This window comes from Agromyces sp. NPDC058126 (assembly GCF_042884595.1).
GTDB lineage: Bacteria > Actinomycetota > Actinomycetes > Actinomycetales > Microbacteriaceae > Agromyces.
In genome coordinates, this window is sequence record NZ_JBHVTS010000004.1 from 463249 (window position 1) to 480373 (window position 17125).

The following is a 17125-nucleotide window of genomic DNA, read 5'->3' on the forward strand; positions in this document are numbered from 1 at the left end:
TCGGCGGGCGGGTGCCCGCGGTCGGCGGTCGGTCAGCGGGTGCGGTGTCGGAGTGCGAGCGCGAGCTCGTCGAGGTGGTCGGCGAGCTCCGCGGGCAGCCCGGTGCGCGCGGCATCGAGGCCGCGCTCGAGGTGGGCCTCGATGAGCTCGTGCACCGCGGCGCGCGCGCCCGTCGCGGTGACGATCTCGCGGACGCGCCGCGCATCGGCGTCGGTGGCGTCGGGGGAGCCGAGCGTCTGGGCGATGCGGGCGCGGTCGGCGTCGTCGGCCCGCTCGAGCGCGAGCCGGATGTGCTCGGTGCGCTTGCCGTCGCGCAGGTCGGACAGCGCCGACTTGCCGGTCGTCGCCGGATCGCCGAACAGGCCGAGGTCGTCGTCGCCGAGCTGGTAGGCGATGCCGAGGGCGGTGCCGACCTCGTCGATCGCTCCGGCGGTCGCCTCGTCGTCGGCGCCGGCGGCGATCGCGCCGAGCAGGAGCGGGAGGGTGACGCTGTACGAGGCGGTCTTGAGGGCGGCGACGCGGAGGGGGGTGCTGTGCTCGGGGGGAAGGGTCTCGCCGCGCACGTCGAGGAGCTCGCCGGCGATGGCCCACTCGATCGCGGCCAGCGCGGCCGCGGCGAGGCGGACGCGGACGGCGTCGGGTGCGGGAGCCGTGACGAGCGCCATCAGCGCCGCGCTGAGCGCGAGGTCGCCCGCGAGCAGACCGGATGCCTCGGCGAGCCGCGCCGCTTCGGTGCCGCCGAGGCCCCGGGTGCGCGCTGCGGTTGCGGTGCGGCCGACGACGTTGGGCCGGCCGTGCCGCACGACGTCGCCGTCGATGAGGTCGTCGTGGATGCAGAGCGCGAGGTGCACGAGCTGCTGGGCTCCGGCCACCCGACGCAGCAGCGCGGGCTCGTCGCCGCCGTGGGCGAGGTACGACGCCGCCACGATCCGCGGACGCAGGTGCTTGCCGCCGTCGGCGGCTCCGGCGGCGGCGATCAGTTCGGCCGCTTCGGGGCCGGCGGCGCCGAGCCGCGCACCCACTTCGGCCCAGACGCCCGAGGTGAGCGTCGACGGATCGCCGAGCAGCCGCTCGACGCGTGCGCCGAGCGGCACCAGGGCAGCGGTGGTCGGCGCAGTGAACATGCTGACCTCCGTCGTCGTCGACCTGGTTGCGGGCGCCGACGCACGTCGGAGCAGGGGCGGAACATCGCGGATCCGAACTGCGAAAGCGGCCCGGATTCGTCGAAGTCGACCGTGGAATGCACGCTACTTCGTCGAAAGTCGTGGTGTCAATGGGCGACATTTGCGCGTATAACATACAAAAGCTGCAACGCGAGACACGGGCGTGTCGAAGGTCGGCCGGGTAGCGTGGCGACATGACCGATCCTGCCCGCGGCATCCCCGTCACCTCCGCAGCCGAGCTCGAGTCGATCGTCGGCGCGCCCCTGCCGACCGCCGCGAACAAGACGCGCGACCGCCTGCACGAGGTCGACATCGCGTGGCTCGCCGCCGCGCCGCTCGCCTTCGTGGCGACGAGCGATGCGGAGGGCAACCTCGACGTCTCGCCCAAGGGCGACCCGGCGGGCTTCGCCGTCGTGCTCGACGAGCGCACGATCGCGATTCCCGAGCGGGCGGGCAACCGGCGGGTCGACGGGTTCCACAACCTGCTCGGCAACCCGCATGTCGGGCTGCTCTTCACGATCCCGGGCCGCGGCGACACCCTGCGCATCAACGGACGCGCGACGATCGTGCGCGACGCGCCGTTCTTCGACGACCGGATCGTGCGCGGCAATCGGCCCCTGCTCGCGATCGTGGTCGACATCGACGAGGTCTTCTTCCACTGCTCGAAGGCGTTCCTGCGGGCGCAGGCCTGGCAGCCCGAGACGTGGGCCCCCGACGCCGCGCCCCGCCGCGCCGTCATCTCGAAAGCCGTCGAGCGGCAGGGCGACTCGCTCGAGGCGCTCGACGCGCACTACGGGCCGAGCTACGCCGAGAACATCTACGGTTGAGCCCGTGACGGTCATCGACAACGCGATCTACGTCGGCGGCAGGCGGGCCGCCTCGCCCGCCGTGCTCGCAGACACCTTCGAGGCGCTCGAGCAGCACGCGGGCGGATTCGCCTGGATCGGCCTGTACCGGCCCGACCCGGCCGAGCTCGGCGTCGTCGCCGAGGAGTTCGGCCTGCACGAGCTCGCCGTCGAGGACGCGCTCAGCGGGCATCAGCGTGCGAAGCTCGAGCGCTACGGCGACACCCGCTTCGTGGTGCTGCGCCCCGCCCGGTACCTCGACGCCGAGGAGCGGGTCGAGTTCGGCGAGGTGCACCTGTTCGTCGGCGGCGACTTCGTGGTCGCGATCCGCCACGCGGAGAAGCCCGACCTCGGGCGGGTCCGCGCCCGGCTGGAGGCGGAACCCGAACTGCTCGCCCGCGGCCCGGTCGGCGTGCTCTACGCCGTCGTCGACCAGATCGTCGACGAGTACGCGCCCGTCGTCGCCGGGCTCGAGAACGACATCGACGAGATCGAGGAGCAGCTCTTCAGCGGCGACGCCGCGGTCGCGAAGCGCATCTACGACCTCTCGGGCGAGGTGATGGAGTTCCAGCGTGCGGTGAAGCCGCTGCGCGAGATGGTCGAGACGATCCGCGACGAACTGCACGACGACGCGGGCGACCCCGAGCTCGAACTCCGGCGCGGATTCCGCGACGTGCTCGACCACGTCATCCGCATTACCGAGCGCGCCGAGGAGTACCGGCAGACCCTGCAGAACGCGCTCAGCGTGCACGCGACGCTCGTCGCGCAGCGCCAGAACGAGGCGAGCATCGCGCAGAGCGAGCAGACCAAGAAGATCTCGAGCTGGGCGGCGATCTTCTTCGCGCCGTCGCTCGTCGCGGGCATCTACGGCATGAACTTCCACAACATGCCCGAACTCGGCTGGAGCGCGGGCTACCCGTTCGCCATCCTGCTCATGTTCGTCTCCGGCTTCATCCTGTACCTCATCTTCAAGTCGAAGCACTGGCTGTGATCGGGCGGATGTCCCGGGTTCGTCCCCGAGTCGGGGAAGACGGTTCGCACGCGGCCCTTCCCGAGGCATCCGATCGCGGTTAGCGTTGGGACATGACCGAGATCACCGACGATCTGCCCGCCCGTCTGCTGCACGAGGAGCACGCCGGATGGCGTGCGATCGTCGAGGGGCGCGGAGGCGAGCACTACCAGCGTGCGATGACGCGCGACGCGCTCATGGTCGTCGAGGGCGCGGTGCTCGGCCGCGACGAGATCCTCGCGGCGTTCCGCAGCGCACCCCCGTGGGACGGGTACGAGCTGCACGAGCCGGCCGTCATCCGCCTCGGCGACCGCGCCGGCGTCGTCGTCTACCGGGCGGTCGCCCGCCGCGGCGACGACACGGTGAACCTCCGCATGTCGACCACCTACCTCTACGACGACGGCGCCTGGCACGTCGCCGCCCACCAGCAGACCCCCGCCTGAGTCGTCCCCCGTTCCGGGGTCGGCGTGCGGGGCGTCGAGGCAGCGAACCGCGGATGCCACGGGGTCGGTGTACCCCGTTCTCGGGATTGCCGCTCGGGCCGGGCCGGTGTTGGCTGGGGCCCGTATCGGGTCCGAGGGGAGACTCATCATGTCAACTGCACTCTCGCGCCGGCTCGTCGCCGGTGCAGCCGCCCTGCCGTTCCTCGCCGTGAGCGTGCTCGGTGCCGGCGTTGCGGCGAACGCGAGCGCGCCGGTCGGCGGCGACCACCGCGTGCCGTACTGCCACGCCACGCACAGCGCGAAGAACCCGTACGTCTACATCGAGACCGACAAGCTCGCGGTCGTGAAGGCGCACGCCAAGCACCAGGACCGAGAGGACGTGTACCCGGGCTTCTGGTACGACGACCACGGCACGCCCACCTGGTTCGAGGGTCGCGGCGATCCCGACTTCGCCGAGAACGGCTGCGTCGAGGACGAAGGCCCGCCGCAGTGAGACGACGACGGCCGGCCGGGATGACCCGGCCGGCCGTCGTGCGGTCTTCGGTGCTGCTCAGTCGGTGCCGAGGTCGAACGCCGAGGCCTCGTTCGCGGCGTCGGTCGCCGCTTCGAGCTCGGTCTCGGCCGGACCCGCGAGGATCTCGGCCGCACCGCCGCCCGCCGCGAGGTCGCCGACGAGCGCCGCCGTCGCGCCTCCGACCAGGTTGAGGTGGGCGTACTGCTCGAGGCGGGCGCGCGAGTCGGCGATGTCGAGGTTGCGCATCGTGAGCTGCCCGATGCGGTCTTCGGGGCCGAACGCCTGGTCGCCGACCCGCTCCATCGAGAGCTTCTCGGGCTGGTAGCTGAGCGCCGGGCCGGTCGTGTTCATGATCGTGTAGTCGTCGCCGCGGCGCAGACGCAGCGTGACCTCGCCCGTGACGGCCGAGGCGACCCAGCGCACGATCGACTCGCGCAGCATGAGCGACTGCGGGTCGAGCCACCGGCCCTCGTACATGAGCCGACCGAGGCGGCGGCCCTCGTTGTGGTAGTTCGCGATGGTGTCTTCGTTGTGGATCGCGTTGACGAGGCGTTCGTAGGCGATGTGCAGCAGCGCCATGCCCGGTGCCTCGTAGATGCCGCGCGACTTCGCCTCGATGATGCGGTTCTCGATCTGGTCGCTCATGCCGAGCCCGTGGCGGCCGCCGATGGCGTTCGCCTCGAGCACGAGCGCGACGGCGTCGTCGAAGCGCACGCCGTTGAGGGCGACGGGGCGGCCCTGCTCGAACGTGACGGTGACGTCTTCGGTGGGGATCTCGACCGACTCGTCCCAGAACTTGACGCCCATGATGGGTTCGACGGTGGTGATGCCGGCGTCGAGCTCCTCGAGCACCTTGGCCTCGTGCGTCGCGCCCCAGATGTTCGCGTCGGTCGAGTAGGCCTTCTCGGCGGAGGCGCGATACGGGAGGTCGCGCTGCTGCAGCCACTCGCTCATCTCGGCGCGACCGCCGAGCTCGGTGACGAACTCGGCGTCGAGCCACGGCTTGTAGATGCGCAGGCGCGGGTTGGCCATGAGGCCGTAGCGGTAGAACCGCTCGATGTCGTTGCCCTTGTAGGTTGAGCCGTCACCCCAGATGTCGACGCCGTCTTCGAGCATGGCGCGCACGAGCAGCGTGCCCGTGACGGCCCGGCCGAGCGGTGTCGTGTTGAAGTAGGCCTTGCCGCCCGAGCGGATGTGGAAGGCGCCGCACTGCAGTGCGACGAGGCCCTCTTCGACGAGCGCGGCCCGGCAGTCGACGAGTCGCGAGAGCTCGGCGCCGTACTCGAGTGCGCGCCCGGGCACCGCCTCGACGTCGGGCTCGTCGGGCTGGCCGAGGTCGGCCGTGTAGGTGCAGGGCACCGCGCCCTTCTCGCGCATCCACGCGACCGCGACGGAGGTGTCGAGGCCGCCGGAGAAGGCGATGCCGACGCGTTCGCCGACGGGCAGGCTGGAGAGGACTTTCGACATGCACTCCAGCCTACCGGCGCTCACCGCGGTGCGCGTCGGCCGCACTTCCCCCGCCGTTCCCGCTGCCCTGCCCGGCGGGAAGCCCCGCTTCACCGGCCCGAAACACGCCCCGCGATAAGGTGGAGTGTGACTCCAGAAGAATCAGCCTCCGGGCCCGAGGCGTCGCTGGCCGACGAACCAGAGGTTCGCCAGGCGCTGGCCGAGGCCGATCGCGCCTCCGTCGCGGCGGTCGTCGCGGAGCATCCGTCGTCGCCCCTCGCCTGGACCGAACTCGCCGACCTCGCCGACTCGGAGGGGCGCGCCATCGAGGCGTACGCCTACGCCTCCGTCGCCGCCGAGCTCGCCCGCGAGCAGCTGACCGCCTCCGGCTGGGAGCCGGGCACCGCCGTGCCCTGGGCCGACGAGCCCAACCGCGCGTACCTCCGCGCCCTCGACACGCAGCGCCGTGCCGCCGGCGGCCTCGGCCTCGACGAGCGCGCCGACCGCCTCGCCGACGAGCTCGCGAGCGCCGACGCCGAGGCGCCCGCCCGCATCGCGAGCGAGTTCACACCCACGCAGCTGATGCCCGTCGTCTCGGCGGCCGCACTGTTCGCGCCGACGGCCGAGGCCGCCGCGCCCACCGCAGACCCGATCGAAGAACCCGTCGCGCAGGGCGCGACAGGAGAGGACTGACATGCCCGCGGCCGTACTCATCGGTGCACAGTGGGGCGACGAGGGCAAGGGCAAGGCGACCGACCTGCTCGGCTCGCGCCTCGACTACGTCGTCAAGTTCAACGGCGGCAACAACGCGGGTCACACCGTGGTCGTCGGCGACGAGAAGTACGCGCTGCACCTGCTGCCGTCCGGCATCCTGACGCCCGGGGTCACGCCCGTGATCGCGAACGGCGTCGTGGTCGACATCGAGGTGCTCTTCGAAGAGCTCGAAGGCCTCGAGGCCCGCGGCGTCGACGTCTCGAAGCTCAAGGTGTCGGCGAACGCCCACCTCATCACGCAGTACCACCGCACCCTCGACAAGGTGACCGAGCGCTTCCTCGGCAAGCGCCAGATCGGCACCACCGGGCGCGGCATCGGCCCGTCCTACGCCGACAAGATCAACCGCGTCGGCATCCGCATGCAGGACCTCTTCGACGAGAACATCCTGCGGCAGAAGGTCGAGGGCGCCCTCGACCAGAAGAACCATCTCCTCGTGAAGGTGTACAACCGTCGCGCGATCGGCGTCGACGAGGTCGTCGACGAGCTGCTCGGCTACGTCGAGCGGCTGCGGCCCATGGTGACCGACACCTCGCTGCTGCTGCACCAGGCGATCGAACGCGGCGAGACCGTGCTCTTCGAGGGCGGACAGGCCACGATGCTCGACGTCGACCACGGCACCTACCCGTTCGTGACCTCGTCGAACGCGACGAGCGGCGGGGCCGTGACCGGCTCGGGCATCGCCCCCAACAAGATCGACCGGGTCATCGCCGTCGTCAAGGCGTACACGACGCGCGTCGGCGCGGGTCCGTTCCCGACCGAGCTGTTCGACGAGTGGGGCGACTTCCTCACCGAGCAGGGCCACGAGTTCGGCACCACCACCGGCCGCAAGCGCCGCACCGGCTGGTACGACGCGCCGATCGCCCGCTACGCGGCGCGCATCAACGGCGTCACCGACTTCGTGCTCACGAAGCTCGACGTGCTCACCGGCATCGAGAAGATCCCCGTCGCGGTCGCGTACGACGTCGACGGCCAGCGCTTCGACGAGATCCCCGTGTCGCAGTCCGACTTCCACCACGCGAAGCCGATCTACGAGGAGTTCCCCGGCTGGACCGAGGACATCTCGGGCGCTCGCGAGTTCGCCGACCTGCCCGCCAACGCGCAGGCCTACGTGCGCGAGCTCGAGGCGATGAGCGGTTCGCGCATCTCCGCGATCGGCGTCGGCCCGGGCCGCGACGAGATCGTGCAGCTCCACGACCTCCTCGGCTGATCCGGGCGGCTCGCCGCCCTCCCCGCGCGCCCTCCGCGCCGCCCCGCCTCTTCCGACGCGACGGCTCCCGCGGATAGTGTCGAAGTCGGGTGCGTGCTCCGGTACGCACCCGAGGCGACTGGGGTGGTCGTCGGGGTAGGGGGAGTTGGATGCCGATCGTTCGCCGGATCTTCGCAGGAATCGTCGCCGCAGTACTCGCGATCGGGGTCTCCGCGCCCCTCGCCGGGCCGGCATTCGCCGCCCCGGACGATGCCGAGTTCATCCTCACGAAGACGGTCGACCCGAACAACTCGCCGTACGCCCCCGGCGACCAGTTCAGCTACACGATCGAGCTGACCTGCAACAGCAACCTCGTCGACACCTGTGTGAACGCCGAGCTCACCGACGCCCTGCCGGCGCCGCTCGTCTTCGACCCGACGGTGAACCCGCCGGTCGTCGTGCTCGGCGGCGGAACCAGCTCGGTCGCCGTCGACGGCACGGACTTCACCGTCGACTTCACGAGCACGGGTTCAGCGGGTACGGGCCAGCCGGCCGGGTCGAAGGCCACCGTCACCGTGTTCGTCACGGTTCCGCAGGACATCAGCGCCGACGTCAACGACCAGGACATCGTCAACACGGTCAACGCCACCGGCGACAATGCGCTGCCGAAGGATGCCTCGTCGACGATCACGATCGAGGTGCCCGAGATCCTCGACTCGACCGTGTCGAAGTCGGTCGACGACCACCAGGACGACACCGCCCCGGGCGTGCCCGCACTGCCGGGCCAGCCCGTCGACTACACGATCGGCGGCGGCAACGCCTCGAACCGCTCGGTCGACGAGATCGTGGTGCAGGACCCGGCCGACGGCGTCGCGAGCCCCTTCGACGGCTACTTCGACTACACCGGCATCACCTCGATCACGCCGCCCGCCGGCGCCGACCAGGTGCAGATCGAGTGGCTCGACGAGAACGGCGTCTGGCAGGTCGCCTACGGACCCGGGCCGATTCCGGCGGATCCGTCGACGATCCCCGACGGCGTGCCGTTCGAGGACGTGAAGGGCATGCGGTTCACCTTCTCGTCGTCGACCGGCGACCAGCTGCCGCCGTCGGGCGACCAGCCCGCCGAGATCGGCATCGGCGCCGTGACGAACGACACCGTGAACACGATCGCGCCCGAGCAGTCGGTCGAGGTGCCGAACACCGCGTCGTCGAACGTCGTCGTGAACGACACCCCGAGCACGCCGAAGACGGCTCCCGGCGACGTCGTGATCTCGAACACCGGCCCCTTCGTCGACGTGACGAAGAGCTTCGCGAAGCCGAACCTGCTCGCCGGCGAGCAGACGACCGCGACCATCACCGCGGCGAACGGCTTCCGGCCCGTGACCGAGATGGTGATCCAGGAACCGACGCCCGGTGCACCGAACCTCGCCGATCAGGGCCTCGAGTTCGCCGGGTTCACCGACGGGGTCGTGTGGCCCCCGAACGCCACCGGTGCGAGCGTCACGTACACCTACGCCGACGGCACCCCCGAGACGATCTCGACCACGACGCCGAACACGCTGCCCGACCCCACCCAGCAGGACCTGGGCGAGGTCGTCGGGTTCATCGTGACCTTCACCGGGCCGATCATCTCGAACGCCCGCGCCGAGGTGCCCTTCACCGTCACCGCGCTGCCGGTCGACGACGCCGACGTCACGAGCACGAACGAGACCACCTCGACGGTCACCGACCAGACCGGCAAGTCGGGCGACGACGAGGACTCGGCCGACATCACCCGTCAGCCGGGCCGGGTGTCGACGGTCATCACCAAGAACATCGCCCGGGACGAGGTGTGGGCGGTGCCCGGCACCACGACCGACGTGAGCTTCGACGCGAAGGTGAACGACGAGGGCGCGAACGCCTCGACCATCGGCGCCGACGAGCTCATCGTGAGCGACCCCGCCGACCCGCAGCCGGGCGACCCGGTCGAACCCTTCTGGAACACCTTCGACCTCAGCCAGATCGTCGTCGGCGTGCCCGCCAACGCCGACCTGCAGATCAACTACTGGGACGGCGACTCGTGGGAGCCGCTGCCGGGTGGCCAACTCGACGGCGAGGGCACGCTCGTGCTCGCGGTCGACTCCGGGACCGCGCCCGTCACCCGGGAGATGATCCAGGGCATCCAGTTCGTCTACACGCCGAAGCCCGGCGAGCAGCTGCCGCCGGGATTCCACGTCGTGCCCACGATCACGGTCGAGACGCGCGACGAGTTCCGCGACGGCTCGGGATCGGTCGCCGATGCGGCGTCGGCGGAGGACCCGCTCAACGTCGGCAACACCGCCGGCTCCGAGGTCGTGAACCCGAACGACCAGAGCCCCGAGGACAACACCGCGACCGACAGCGACGACATCGACCTCCGGCCGATCGACGACCGCGGCGACGGGCCCGACCTGATCGAGAAGAACTGGCTCGTCGACCCGGCCGACCCGCTCTTCGCGTTCAGCGAGGACCAGCGCACCGCGCGCATCTCCTGGTCGACCGAGGGGCTCCCGTTCGACACGGTGGCGATCGCCGACGACCCCACGGCGGCGCCCGGATTCGACGACGCGGCGATCGCGCAGTCGGCGTTCGACGCCTGGGACCTCGTCGAGATCGCCCCGATCGACTCGAGCCTCGACCCGTCGATGCAGTACGACCGCGTCTCCAAGGTCGAGCTGTTCGAGTTCGACGAGGCCGGCGGCACCGGCCAGTGGGTGGATGTCACAGCCGAGGCCTGCGCCGCCGCCGCCGCGTGCGACGGCGCGTTCCCCGGCTACACGCTGACGACCGATGAGCGGGAGACGACCCGCGCCGTTCGTCTCACCTACGCCGAGGGCTCGCACCGCGGGACCGGCGCAGGGCCGGCGGTGGGGTCGGGCGTCGCCGCCTCGTACGACCACAGCCGCAACCTCGACCTCGTCTTCGAGCTGCGCGACTTCACGCGCAGCGACGGCGGGCCGGTCACCGGCACCCTGCACGACGAGACCTTCAACTCCGGACAGGCAGGCGTCGTGAGGAACACGGCCGAGGTCGTCGGCGACGGCCCTCAGCCGGTCGACGAGACCGACAGCGACCTCATCACGATCATCGACACGACGGTCAACACCTCGGTGTCGAAGACCTTCGACCAGGACTCGCTCCCGATCCCGCCGGCGGGCACGCCCGCAGGCAGTTACCCGCTCGTGAACGCGACGATCACCGCGAAGAACGAGACGGAGGCCTCGGTCCAGACGCTCCAGATCACCGACCCGGCACCGGGCTCGGCGACTGACGCCTACGAGTACCTGAACCTCGTCGCCATCGACTCGATCTCGGTGCCCGCCGACGCGACGGAGTCGACGGTGTCGCTGACCCGTGAGGGCGGCGCGGTCGACCCGCCGATCTCCATCGACGAGGCGCTCGCGCTCAGCCCCGGCGACCTCGCCGACGTGATCGGCATCTCGGTGCTGCACACCGATCCCGACGACGTCGCGATCCGTACGACCGAGACGAGCTCCGTCGTGCTCACGTACCAGCTGCGGGCGACGGAGCGCACCTCTGGCGCCGCCGTGACGACCGCCGACTTCGCCACGAACGTCGCCGGCTCCGCGGTGACCCGCCCCGGCGGCGATCCCGAGCTCGACCACGCCGGCGCCACGGCGAGCGACACCGTCACGTTCGTCGACGCCACGTACGACGTCGAGGCGCAGAAGAGCATCGAGAGCCCCGCCGGCTCCGCGAACTCCGACTCGCGCGTCGAGGACGAGAGCGCCGACGGCTACACGATCACCCTGCAGGGCCAGCCGACGGGCAACGTGCGCACGACCGTGCTCACGATGACCGACGCCTCGGCGACGTTCTGGAACGCCTTCGAGTTCGCCGGGTTCCCGGTGACGACGCTGCCGCCGAACCTGCACCAGCTGCGGGTCTCGGCACTCACCGGCGTCGAGTTCGTCGAAGACGCGGGCACGGGCGAACTCTCCTACACCTGCAACGGCTCGGCGACCCTGGACGGCTGCTGGACGACCGGTGACTGGCAGCAGGCCACCGGCACCGATGTGCAGCCCGAGCTGCCCGCGGGCGTCTCCGCGGCCGATGTGCGCGGCCTCCGCTTCGAGGTGCGGGTCGACGACGAGGCATCCAACTGGGAGAACCCGATCAACCCGGTCGTGATCGTGAAGTTCACGGCGAACCAACTCGAGAACCTGCACTACGGCCCTGACGGCGAGATCGACTCCGTGCCCGTGCCCTCGACGCAGCCCGGGCAGCCGCTCGCCCCGGGCGAGACGGTCGCCGGCACGACCACCGACACGGTCGACGTGCACGGCGACGGCTCGTGGGAGGGCCAGGGCGGCACGCCGTGGTCGGCCGACGACGACGCCTCCGACACGACGCAGCTGCTGCACCTGCAGAACGGCATCAAGGTCGTGAAGACCCCCGGCAACGGGCAGGACGGCGCCGCCTCGCAGCAGTTCCCGCCGTCGGCGGGCATCCCCTACAAGATGACGATCACGAACACCGGGCAGTGGCCGATGACCGGCCTCGAGCTCACCGACCAGGTCGCGACCGACGCGAACGGCTCGCTGCTCATCGCCCGGCCGAACGTCGACCCCACCTTCTCGTTCACCCTGACCGCGGCCGACGGCACTCCGCGCGACGCGAGCGGATTCTCGGGCGCACTCGACGAGCAGACGGGCGTCGTCGCCATCACGGTTCCCGACGGATTCGTCTTCAACCCGGGCGACGTGCTCGTCATCTCGGCCGCCCTGCAGTTCAGGCCGGGGCTCGCTCCGGGCACTCCGGTCGGGAACACGATCAGCGCGACGAGCGATCGCACCTTCGACACCTGCGAGTCGACGTCGTTCGGCACGGTGACGAACCCGACCACGACCGTCGTCGACGACTGCGCCTCGAACACGACCGTGAACCCGACCGCGGCCGCCCCGGTCGCGATCGTCAAGGCGGTCAAGGGTGCCGGCGCCGGGGTGCCTGGTGCGCAGCCCGGTGACGCGAACTACGACGACCTCGGCGTGCTGAACAACACCGGCACGGCCGACGGCTGCGCCGAGCCCAACGGCCCGGTGGCCGGCTTCTACCGCAACAACTGCGTGCCGATCACGCGCCCGGGCGGACTCGAGACCTGGCTCGTCGGGTTCGAGAATCTCGGCAACATCCCGATCGAGTCGATCGCCGGGATCGACGTGCTGCCGGCCGTCGGCGACACCGGCGTGACTGTCGGTACTTCCCGTGGCTCGGAGTGGTCGCCGATCTTCGTCGGAAACGTGGTCTTCCCGGGCGACCCCGGGGGTGCGGTCATGACCACCTCCTACATGACGACGGTGCCCGACCGCGCCTGCAACGCGAAGGACATCGAGTGGAGCGCGAAGACCACACCGATGCCGACCACCGACCCGTGCTTCACCGACGTGAGCACGCGCGCCTGGATCGAGTTCGACGCCGGCACTTCGCTCACCGAGATCGCTCAGGCGAAGGCGATCAAGGTCGTCGTGACCTGGCCGGGCGAGGCATCGTTCGCCCCCGGCCAGAGCGGTGCGCTCACCTTCCAGACCCGGACGCCGCTCTCGAACCCGGCCGCTGTCGACGGCGGCTTGCCGATCGCTTGGAACGCGGTCGCCGGCGGTTCCCGCGCCGACTACAACGGCTCCGAGGTCTATCAGGGCCCGGTCGAGCCGGTGCGCTCGGGCGTGGCAGTGCCGACCGGCGAGATCGCGCTCGAGAAGGTGGTCGACCTGCCGGCCGACTGGCCCGACACCTATCCGCTGCCCGACTCGTACGACTTCGACGTGCAGTGCACCTCCGGCGGTGAGCCGGTGGCCCTCGTCGGCGGCGACGGCCAGCCCGCTCCGCCCGCGACCGTGCCGGCCGACGGCACGGTCGTCGACTACGGCACCGGCACGGACCTGCCGATCTACTCCGACTGCACCGTGCAGGAGGTGCCGTCGCAGGGTTCGACGGTCACGTACGACCCCGCCGACGCCGGTGACCCGACGAAGTCGGGTCCGATTCAGGCGAAGCGCGATCTCTCGGGCCTCCCGAACGTTCACCACGGCGCGCCCGCCGACGGCGAGCTGGAGCGGGTCATCGTCACGAACACCTACGAGCTCGGCGGCTTCTACCTGATCAAGGAGGTCACCGGCGGCGGAGCGGTCGACCAGGACGGCGAGCCGATCGAGTTCGACCCCGAGTTCGAGTTCACGGCGAGCTGCATCTTCCTCGGCGAAGAGGTGCTCCCCGCATCCGACCGGACGTTCACCCTCAAGGACGGCGACCAGAAGATCTTCGACGGGCTGCCGGTCGGCGCAGAGTGCACGGTCGTCGAGACCGACGCGGGCGGCGCCACCGACACGACCATCATCGTCGACGAGACCCCCGGCGACCCTCAGCCCGTCGAGGGCGACACCGTCGAGTTCGAGATCAAGCCCGATGTCGACAACGAGCACGTGACGACCGTCGCCGCGGTCAACAACTACACGGTGGGTTCGATCTCGGTCACGAAGGACGTCACCGGCTCGGGCGCCGAGGGCGCTGCCGACTCGTTCGAGGTGCGGCTGGTCTGCACCTGGGACGAGGCGACCACCAACCCGGTGTACGACGCCGAGCATACGATCGCCGACGGCGAGACGTGGACGGTCGACAACCTGCCCACGGGTGCCGAGTGCACCGTGACCGAGCCCGACGACGGCGGTGCGACTGAGGTGATCATCTCGCCGACCCAGCCGGTGACGATCGGCGTCGCCGGCGAGGAGGGCGATCCGATCGAGGTCACCGTGACGAATGACTACCGGCTCGGCGGCTTCGACATCGCGAAGACGGTGTCGGGCGCAGGCGCCGGATTCAGCGAGGGCGTCGACTTCGAGTTCAGCTACGTGTGCAGCTACGCCGACGAGATCGTCGGGCAGGGCACGCTCACGATCACGGGCGACGGCACCGCCGGCCCGCTCACGAGCGCGACGGTCACCGGGCTGCCCGTCGGTACCCAGTGCATCATCACCGAGACCGATGACGGCGGCGCCGATGCGCTGCCCGACCCGGTCACCGTGACGATCCCCGACGAGGCCGACGGCATCGCCCAGGTGGTGACCGCCGAGGTCGACAACCACTTCTCGGCGGGGACCGTCTCGGTCACGAAGGAGCTCGCGGGCGAGGCATCCGAGGATCCCGACTTCGTCGACGCGAGCTACACGGTGCACGTCACCTGCTCGCTCACCGACGGTGGGGCCCCGCTCTTCGACGGCGACGTCGTGGTGACCGGCGGCCAGACGGTCACGGTCACCGACCCGGCGACGGGCGATCCGCTGCTGCTGCCGGTCGGCACGCACTGCTGGGGCGACGAGACCGACGACGCCGGGGCGACCTCGTCGAGCGTCGACTTCGACTCGTTCGACAACGCGGTCATCGTGGTCGCCGACGACGGCGACGAGGCGCAGGCGCTCGCGATCACCGCGACGAACACCTTCGACCTCGCCGACCTCGTGATCGAGAAGGCGCTCGACGGCGATGCGGCGTCGTACGCGGAGGACAAGACCTTCGAGATCCTCGTGACCTGCACGCTCGACCGCGGCCCCGGCAACGACCCGATCGTGAGCTACGACCAGGAGCCCGTCGAACTGCAGCGCGGCGAGCAGGCGACGCTCACCGACATTCCGATCGGGTCCGAGTGCTACGCGGAGGAGCCCGACGGGCAGGGCGCTTGGGAGATCCGGATCAGCGCGACCGCCGACGACCCGGTGACGGTCGACGGCGATGAGACGCCCATCACGATCACCGTGACGAACGTCTACCCCGACGCGGGCTTCTCGGTCACGAAGGACGTCGACGACGGCGGTGCGGTGAACCAGGACGGCGAGCCGATCGAGACGCTCGTGCCCTATCGGTTCGCAGCGAGCTGCGTCTTCGAGGGCGAGACCGTGCTCGACGAGGAGTTCCAGCTCCGAGACGGCGAGGTGAAGACGTTCACGGGCCTGCCGGCCGGCGCGGTCTGCACGGTCGAGGAGACCGAGACCCGCGGGTCGGCGTCGACCTCGATCGTCGTCACGCAGAACGGCGTCGACGACGAGCTCGGCGAGACGACGAGCGCGGAGTTCACGCTGGAGCCCGACGTCGACGACCAGCAGGTCACCGTCGTCGCCGTCACGAACCACTACACGGTGGGTTCGGTCGAGATCGTGAAGTCGGTCACGGGTACCGGTGCTGACGCATGGGGTGGCACCTTCGGCGACTTCGAGGTGCGGCTGCTCTGTGTACTGCCCGGCACCACCCAGTTCGTCGTCTACGACGACACCCATACCCTCACGAAGGACGCCCCCGGCGATGTGTGGCTCGTGCCGAACCTCCCGACGAACGCCACCTGCATGGTGACCGAGGTCGACGACGGAGGGGCGACGGAATCGACGGTGACACCGCGATTCCTGGTCGTCGGCGATGACGAGACGGACGAACCCGTCGTGGTCGACATCGTGAACGACTTCCGCACCGGTGGGCTCAACGTGCTGAAGCACGTCGCCGGCCCCGGCGCTCCTGCCTTCTCGGAGGGCGAGTTCACCTTCCAGGTCGTCTGCACCTACGAGGGCGAGACGGTCGTGGACCAGGAACTCGTCATCGAGAGCGACGGCGGCGACGGGCCGTTCACGAGCGAGACGATCACCGGCATCCCGGTCGACGCCGAGTGCGTCGTCACCGAGACGGACTCCGGCGACGCCGACGAACCTGCGGCACCGGTGACGGTCACGATCGCCGACCAGTCGGAGGCGGGCATCGAGACGATCGTCACCGCCGGCTTCGTGAACGAGTTCTCGCTCGGCACGGTCGAGCTCACGAAGGAGGTCGACGGGGATGCCGCCGACGCCGAGTGGGTCGTCGACGAGGTGTACACGGTGCAGGTCACCTGCCAGCTCGAGGTCGACGGCGCGATCGTGACGCTCTACGACGCACCGGTCGAGATCATGGGTGGCGAGACGGTCGAGATCGTCGATGCAGAGGGCAATCCGGTGCAGCTGCCGCTCGGCACCCACTGCTTCGGCGTCGAGACCGACGACGGCGGCGCGACCGCGTCGAGCGTCGACTTCGGCTCGTACGACGACGCGGCGATCGTCGTCGAGTCGAGCACAGCCCAGCGACTCACGCTGACGGCGACCAACACCTTCGAGTCGGGTTCGCTCGAGCTCGAGAAGACGGTGTCGGGTGCGGTCGACCAGGCCGACGGGAAGACCTTCGAGATCGAGCTCACGTGCGTGTTCGACCGTGGCGGGAACGAGCAGTTCATCGCCCTCGACGAGACCGTCGCGATCACCGCGGGCGAGACGAAGGCGTTCGACGACCTGCCGATCGGCGCGGAGTGCTGGGCTGAGGAGACCGAGGCCGGCGGTGCCGTCGCGGTGACGGTGAGCGCGACCGAGGCGAACCCGGTGGTCGTCGGCGGCGACGCCGTCGTGACGATCACCGTCGACAACCGCTTCGACCCGCCGATCGCCTCGACGGGCGTCGACGGCGAGGCGCTCGCCACGCGACTCACGCTGGCGCTGCTGCTGGTCGGTGGCGGGCTCGCGGTCATCGCCCTCGTGCTCGTGCGCCGCCGGCGGCGGGAGGCCTGAGTGCGGTCGGGGGGGGGGGGGGGGGGGGGCCCCCCCCCCCCCCCCCCCCGGGGGGGGGGGGGGGGGCCGCCGGCCCCCCCCCCGGGGGGGGGGGGGGGGGGGGGGCCGGCGCCCCCCCGCGGGGGGTGGGTTAAAAA

The 17125-nt window shown here is 70.7% G+C and carries 9 protein-coding genes; 7 read left to right on the forward strand and 2 right to left on the reverse strand.

What is annotated here, in order from left to right:
- Positions 1-32 precede the first annotated feature (32 nt).
- Positions 33-1124 (reverse strand): polyprenyl synthetase family protein, encoded by a 1092-nt coding sequence (locus ACFVTR_RS14810; protein ID WP_387038453.1) that lies wholly within the window; start codon positions 1122-1124, stop codon positions 33-35.
- 233 nt (positions 1125-1357) lie between these two features.
- Between ACFVTR_RS14810 and ACFVTR_RS14815 the strand changes: the two genes are divergently transcribed.
- The 4 genes from ACFVTR_RS14815 to ACFVTR_RS14830 all read left to right on the forward strand — a co-directional run bounded on the left by ACFVTR_RS14815 (position 1358) and on the right by ACFVTR_RS14830 (position 3953).
- Positions 1358-1990 carry an MSMEG_1061 family FMN-dependent PPOX-type flavoprotein gene (locus tag ACFVTR_RS14815; RefSeq protein WP_387038455.1) on the forward strand — a complete coding sequence of 211 codons (633 nt, stop codon included), beginning with the start codon at positions 1358-1360 and terminating at the stop codon, positions 1988-1990.
- A gap of 4 nt (positions 1991-1994) precedes the next feature.
- Positions 1995-2999: a magnesium and cobalt transport protein CorA gene (locus ACFVTR_RS14820; RefSeq protein WP_387038456.1), complete on the forward strand. Its 1005-nt coding sequence runs from the start codon at positions 1995-1997 to the stop codon at positions 2997-2999.
- 92 nt (positions 3000-3091) lie between these two features.
- On the forward strand, positions 3092-3460 hold the full coding sequence (locus tag ACFVTR_RS14825) for a nuclear transport factor 2 family protein (RefSeq protein ID WP_376943251.1): 369 nt from the start codon (positions 3092-3094) through the stop codon (positions 3458-3460).
- 148 nt (positions 3461-3608) lie between these two features.
- A complete protein-coding gene (locus tag ACFVTR_RS14830) occupies positions 3609-3953 on the forward strand; it encodes a hypothetical protein (RefSeq protein WP_387038458.1) in 345 nt (114 codons plus the stop codon).
- A 57-nt stretch (positions 3954-4010) separates the two neighbouring features.
- Here ACFVTR_RS14830 and argG read toward each other — a convergent pair whose 3' ends face one another.
- Positions 4011-5441 carry an argininosuccinate synthase gene (argG, locus tag ACFVTR_RS14835; protein ID WP_387038460.1) on the reverse strand — a complete coding sequence of 477 codons (1431 nt, stop codon included), beginning with the start codon at positions 5439-5441 and terminating at the stop codon, positions 4011-4013.
- A gap of 126 nt (positions 5442-5567) precedes the next feature.
- Here argG and ACFVTR_RS14840 point away from each other — a divergent pair, with 126 nt between their 5' ends.
- From ACFVTR_RS14840 to ACFVTR_RS14850, 3 genes are all read left to right on the forward strand, one after another.
- On the forward strand, positions 5568-6113 hold the full coding sequence (locus ACFVTR_RS14840; RefSeq protein WP_387038462.1) for a DUF3151 family protein: 546 nt from the start codon (positions 5568-5570) through the stop codon (positions 6111-6113).
- 1 nt (position 6114) lies between these two features.
- Positions 6115-7401, forward strand: coding sequence for an adenylosuccinate synthase (locus ACFVTR_RS14845; protein ID WP_387038464.1), 1287 nt, complete (start codon positions 6115-6117; stop codon positions 7399-7401).
- Positions 7402-7550: 149 nt separating this feature from the next.
- A complete protein-coding gene (locus ACFVTR_RS14850; protein ID WP_387038466.1) occupies positions 7551-16988 on the forward strand; it encodes a DUF5979 domain-containing protein in 9438 nt (3145 codons plus the stop codon).
- Positions 16989-17125 lie beyond the last annotated feature (137 nt).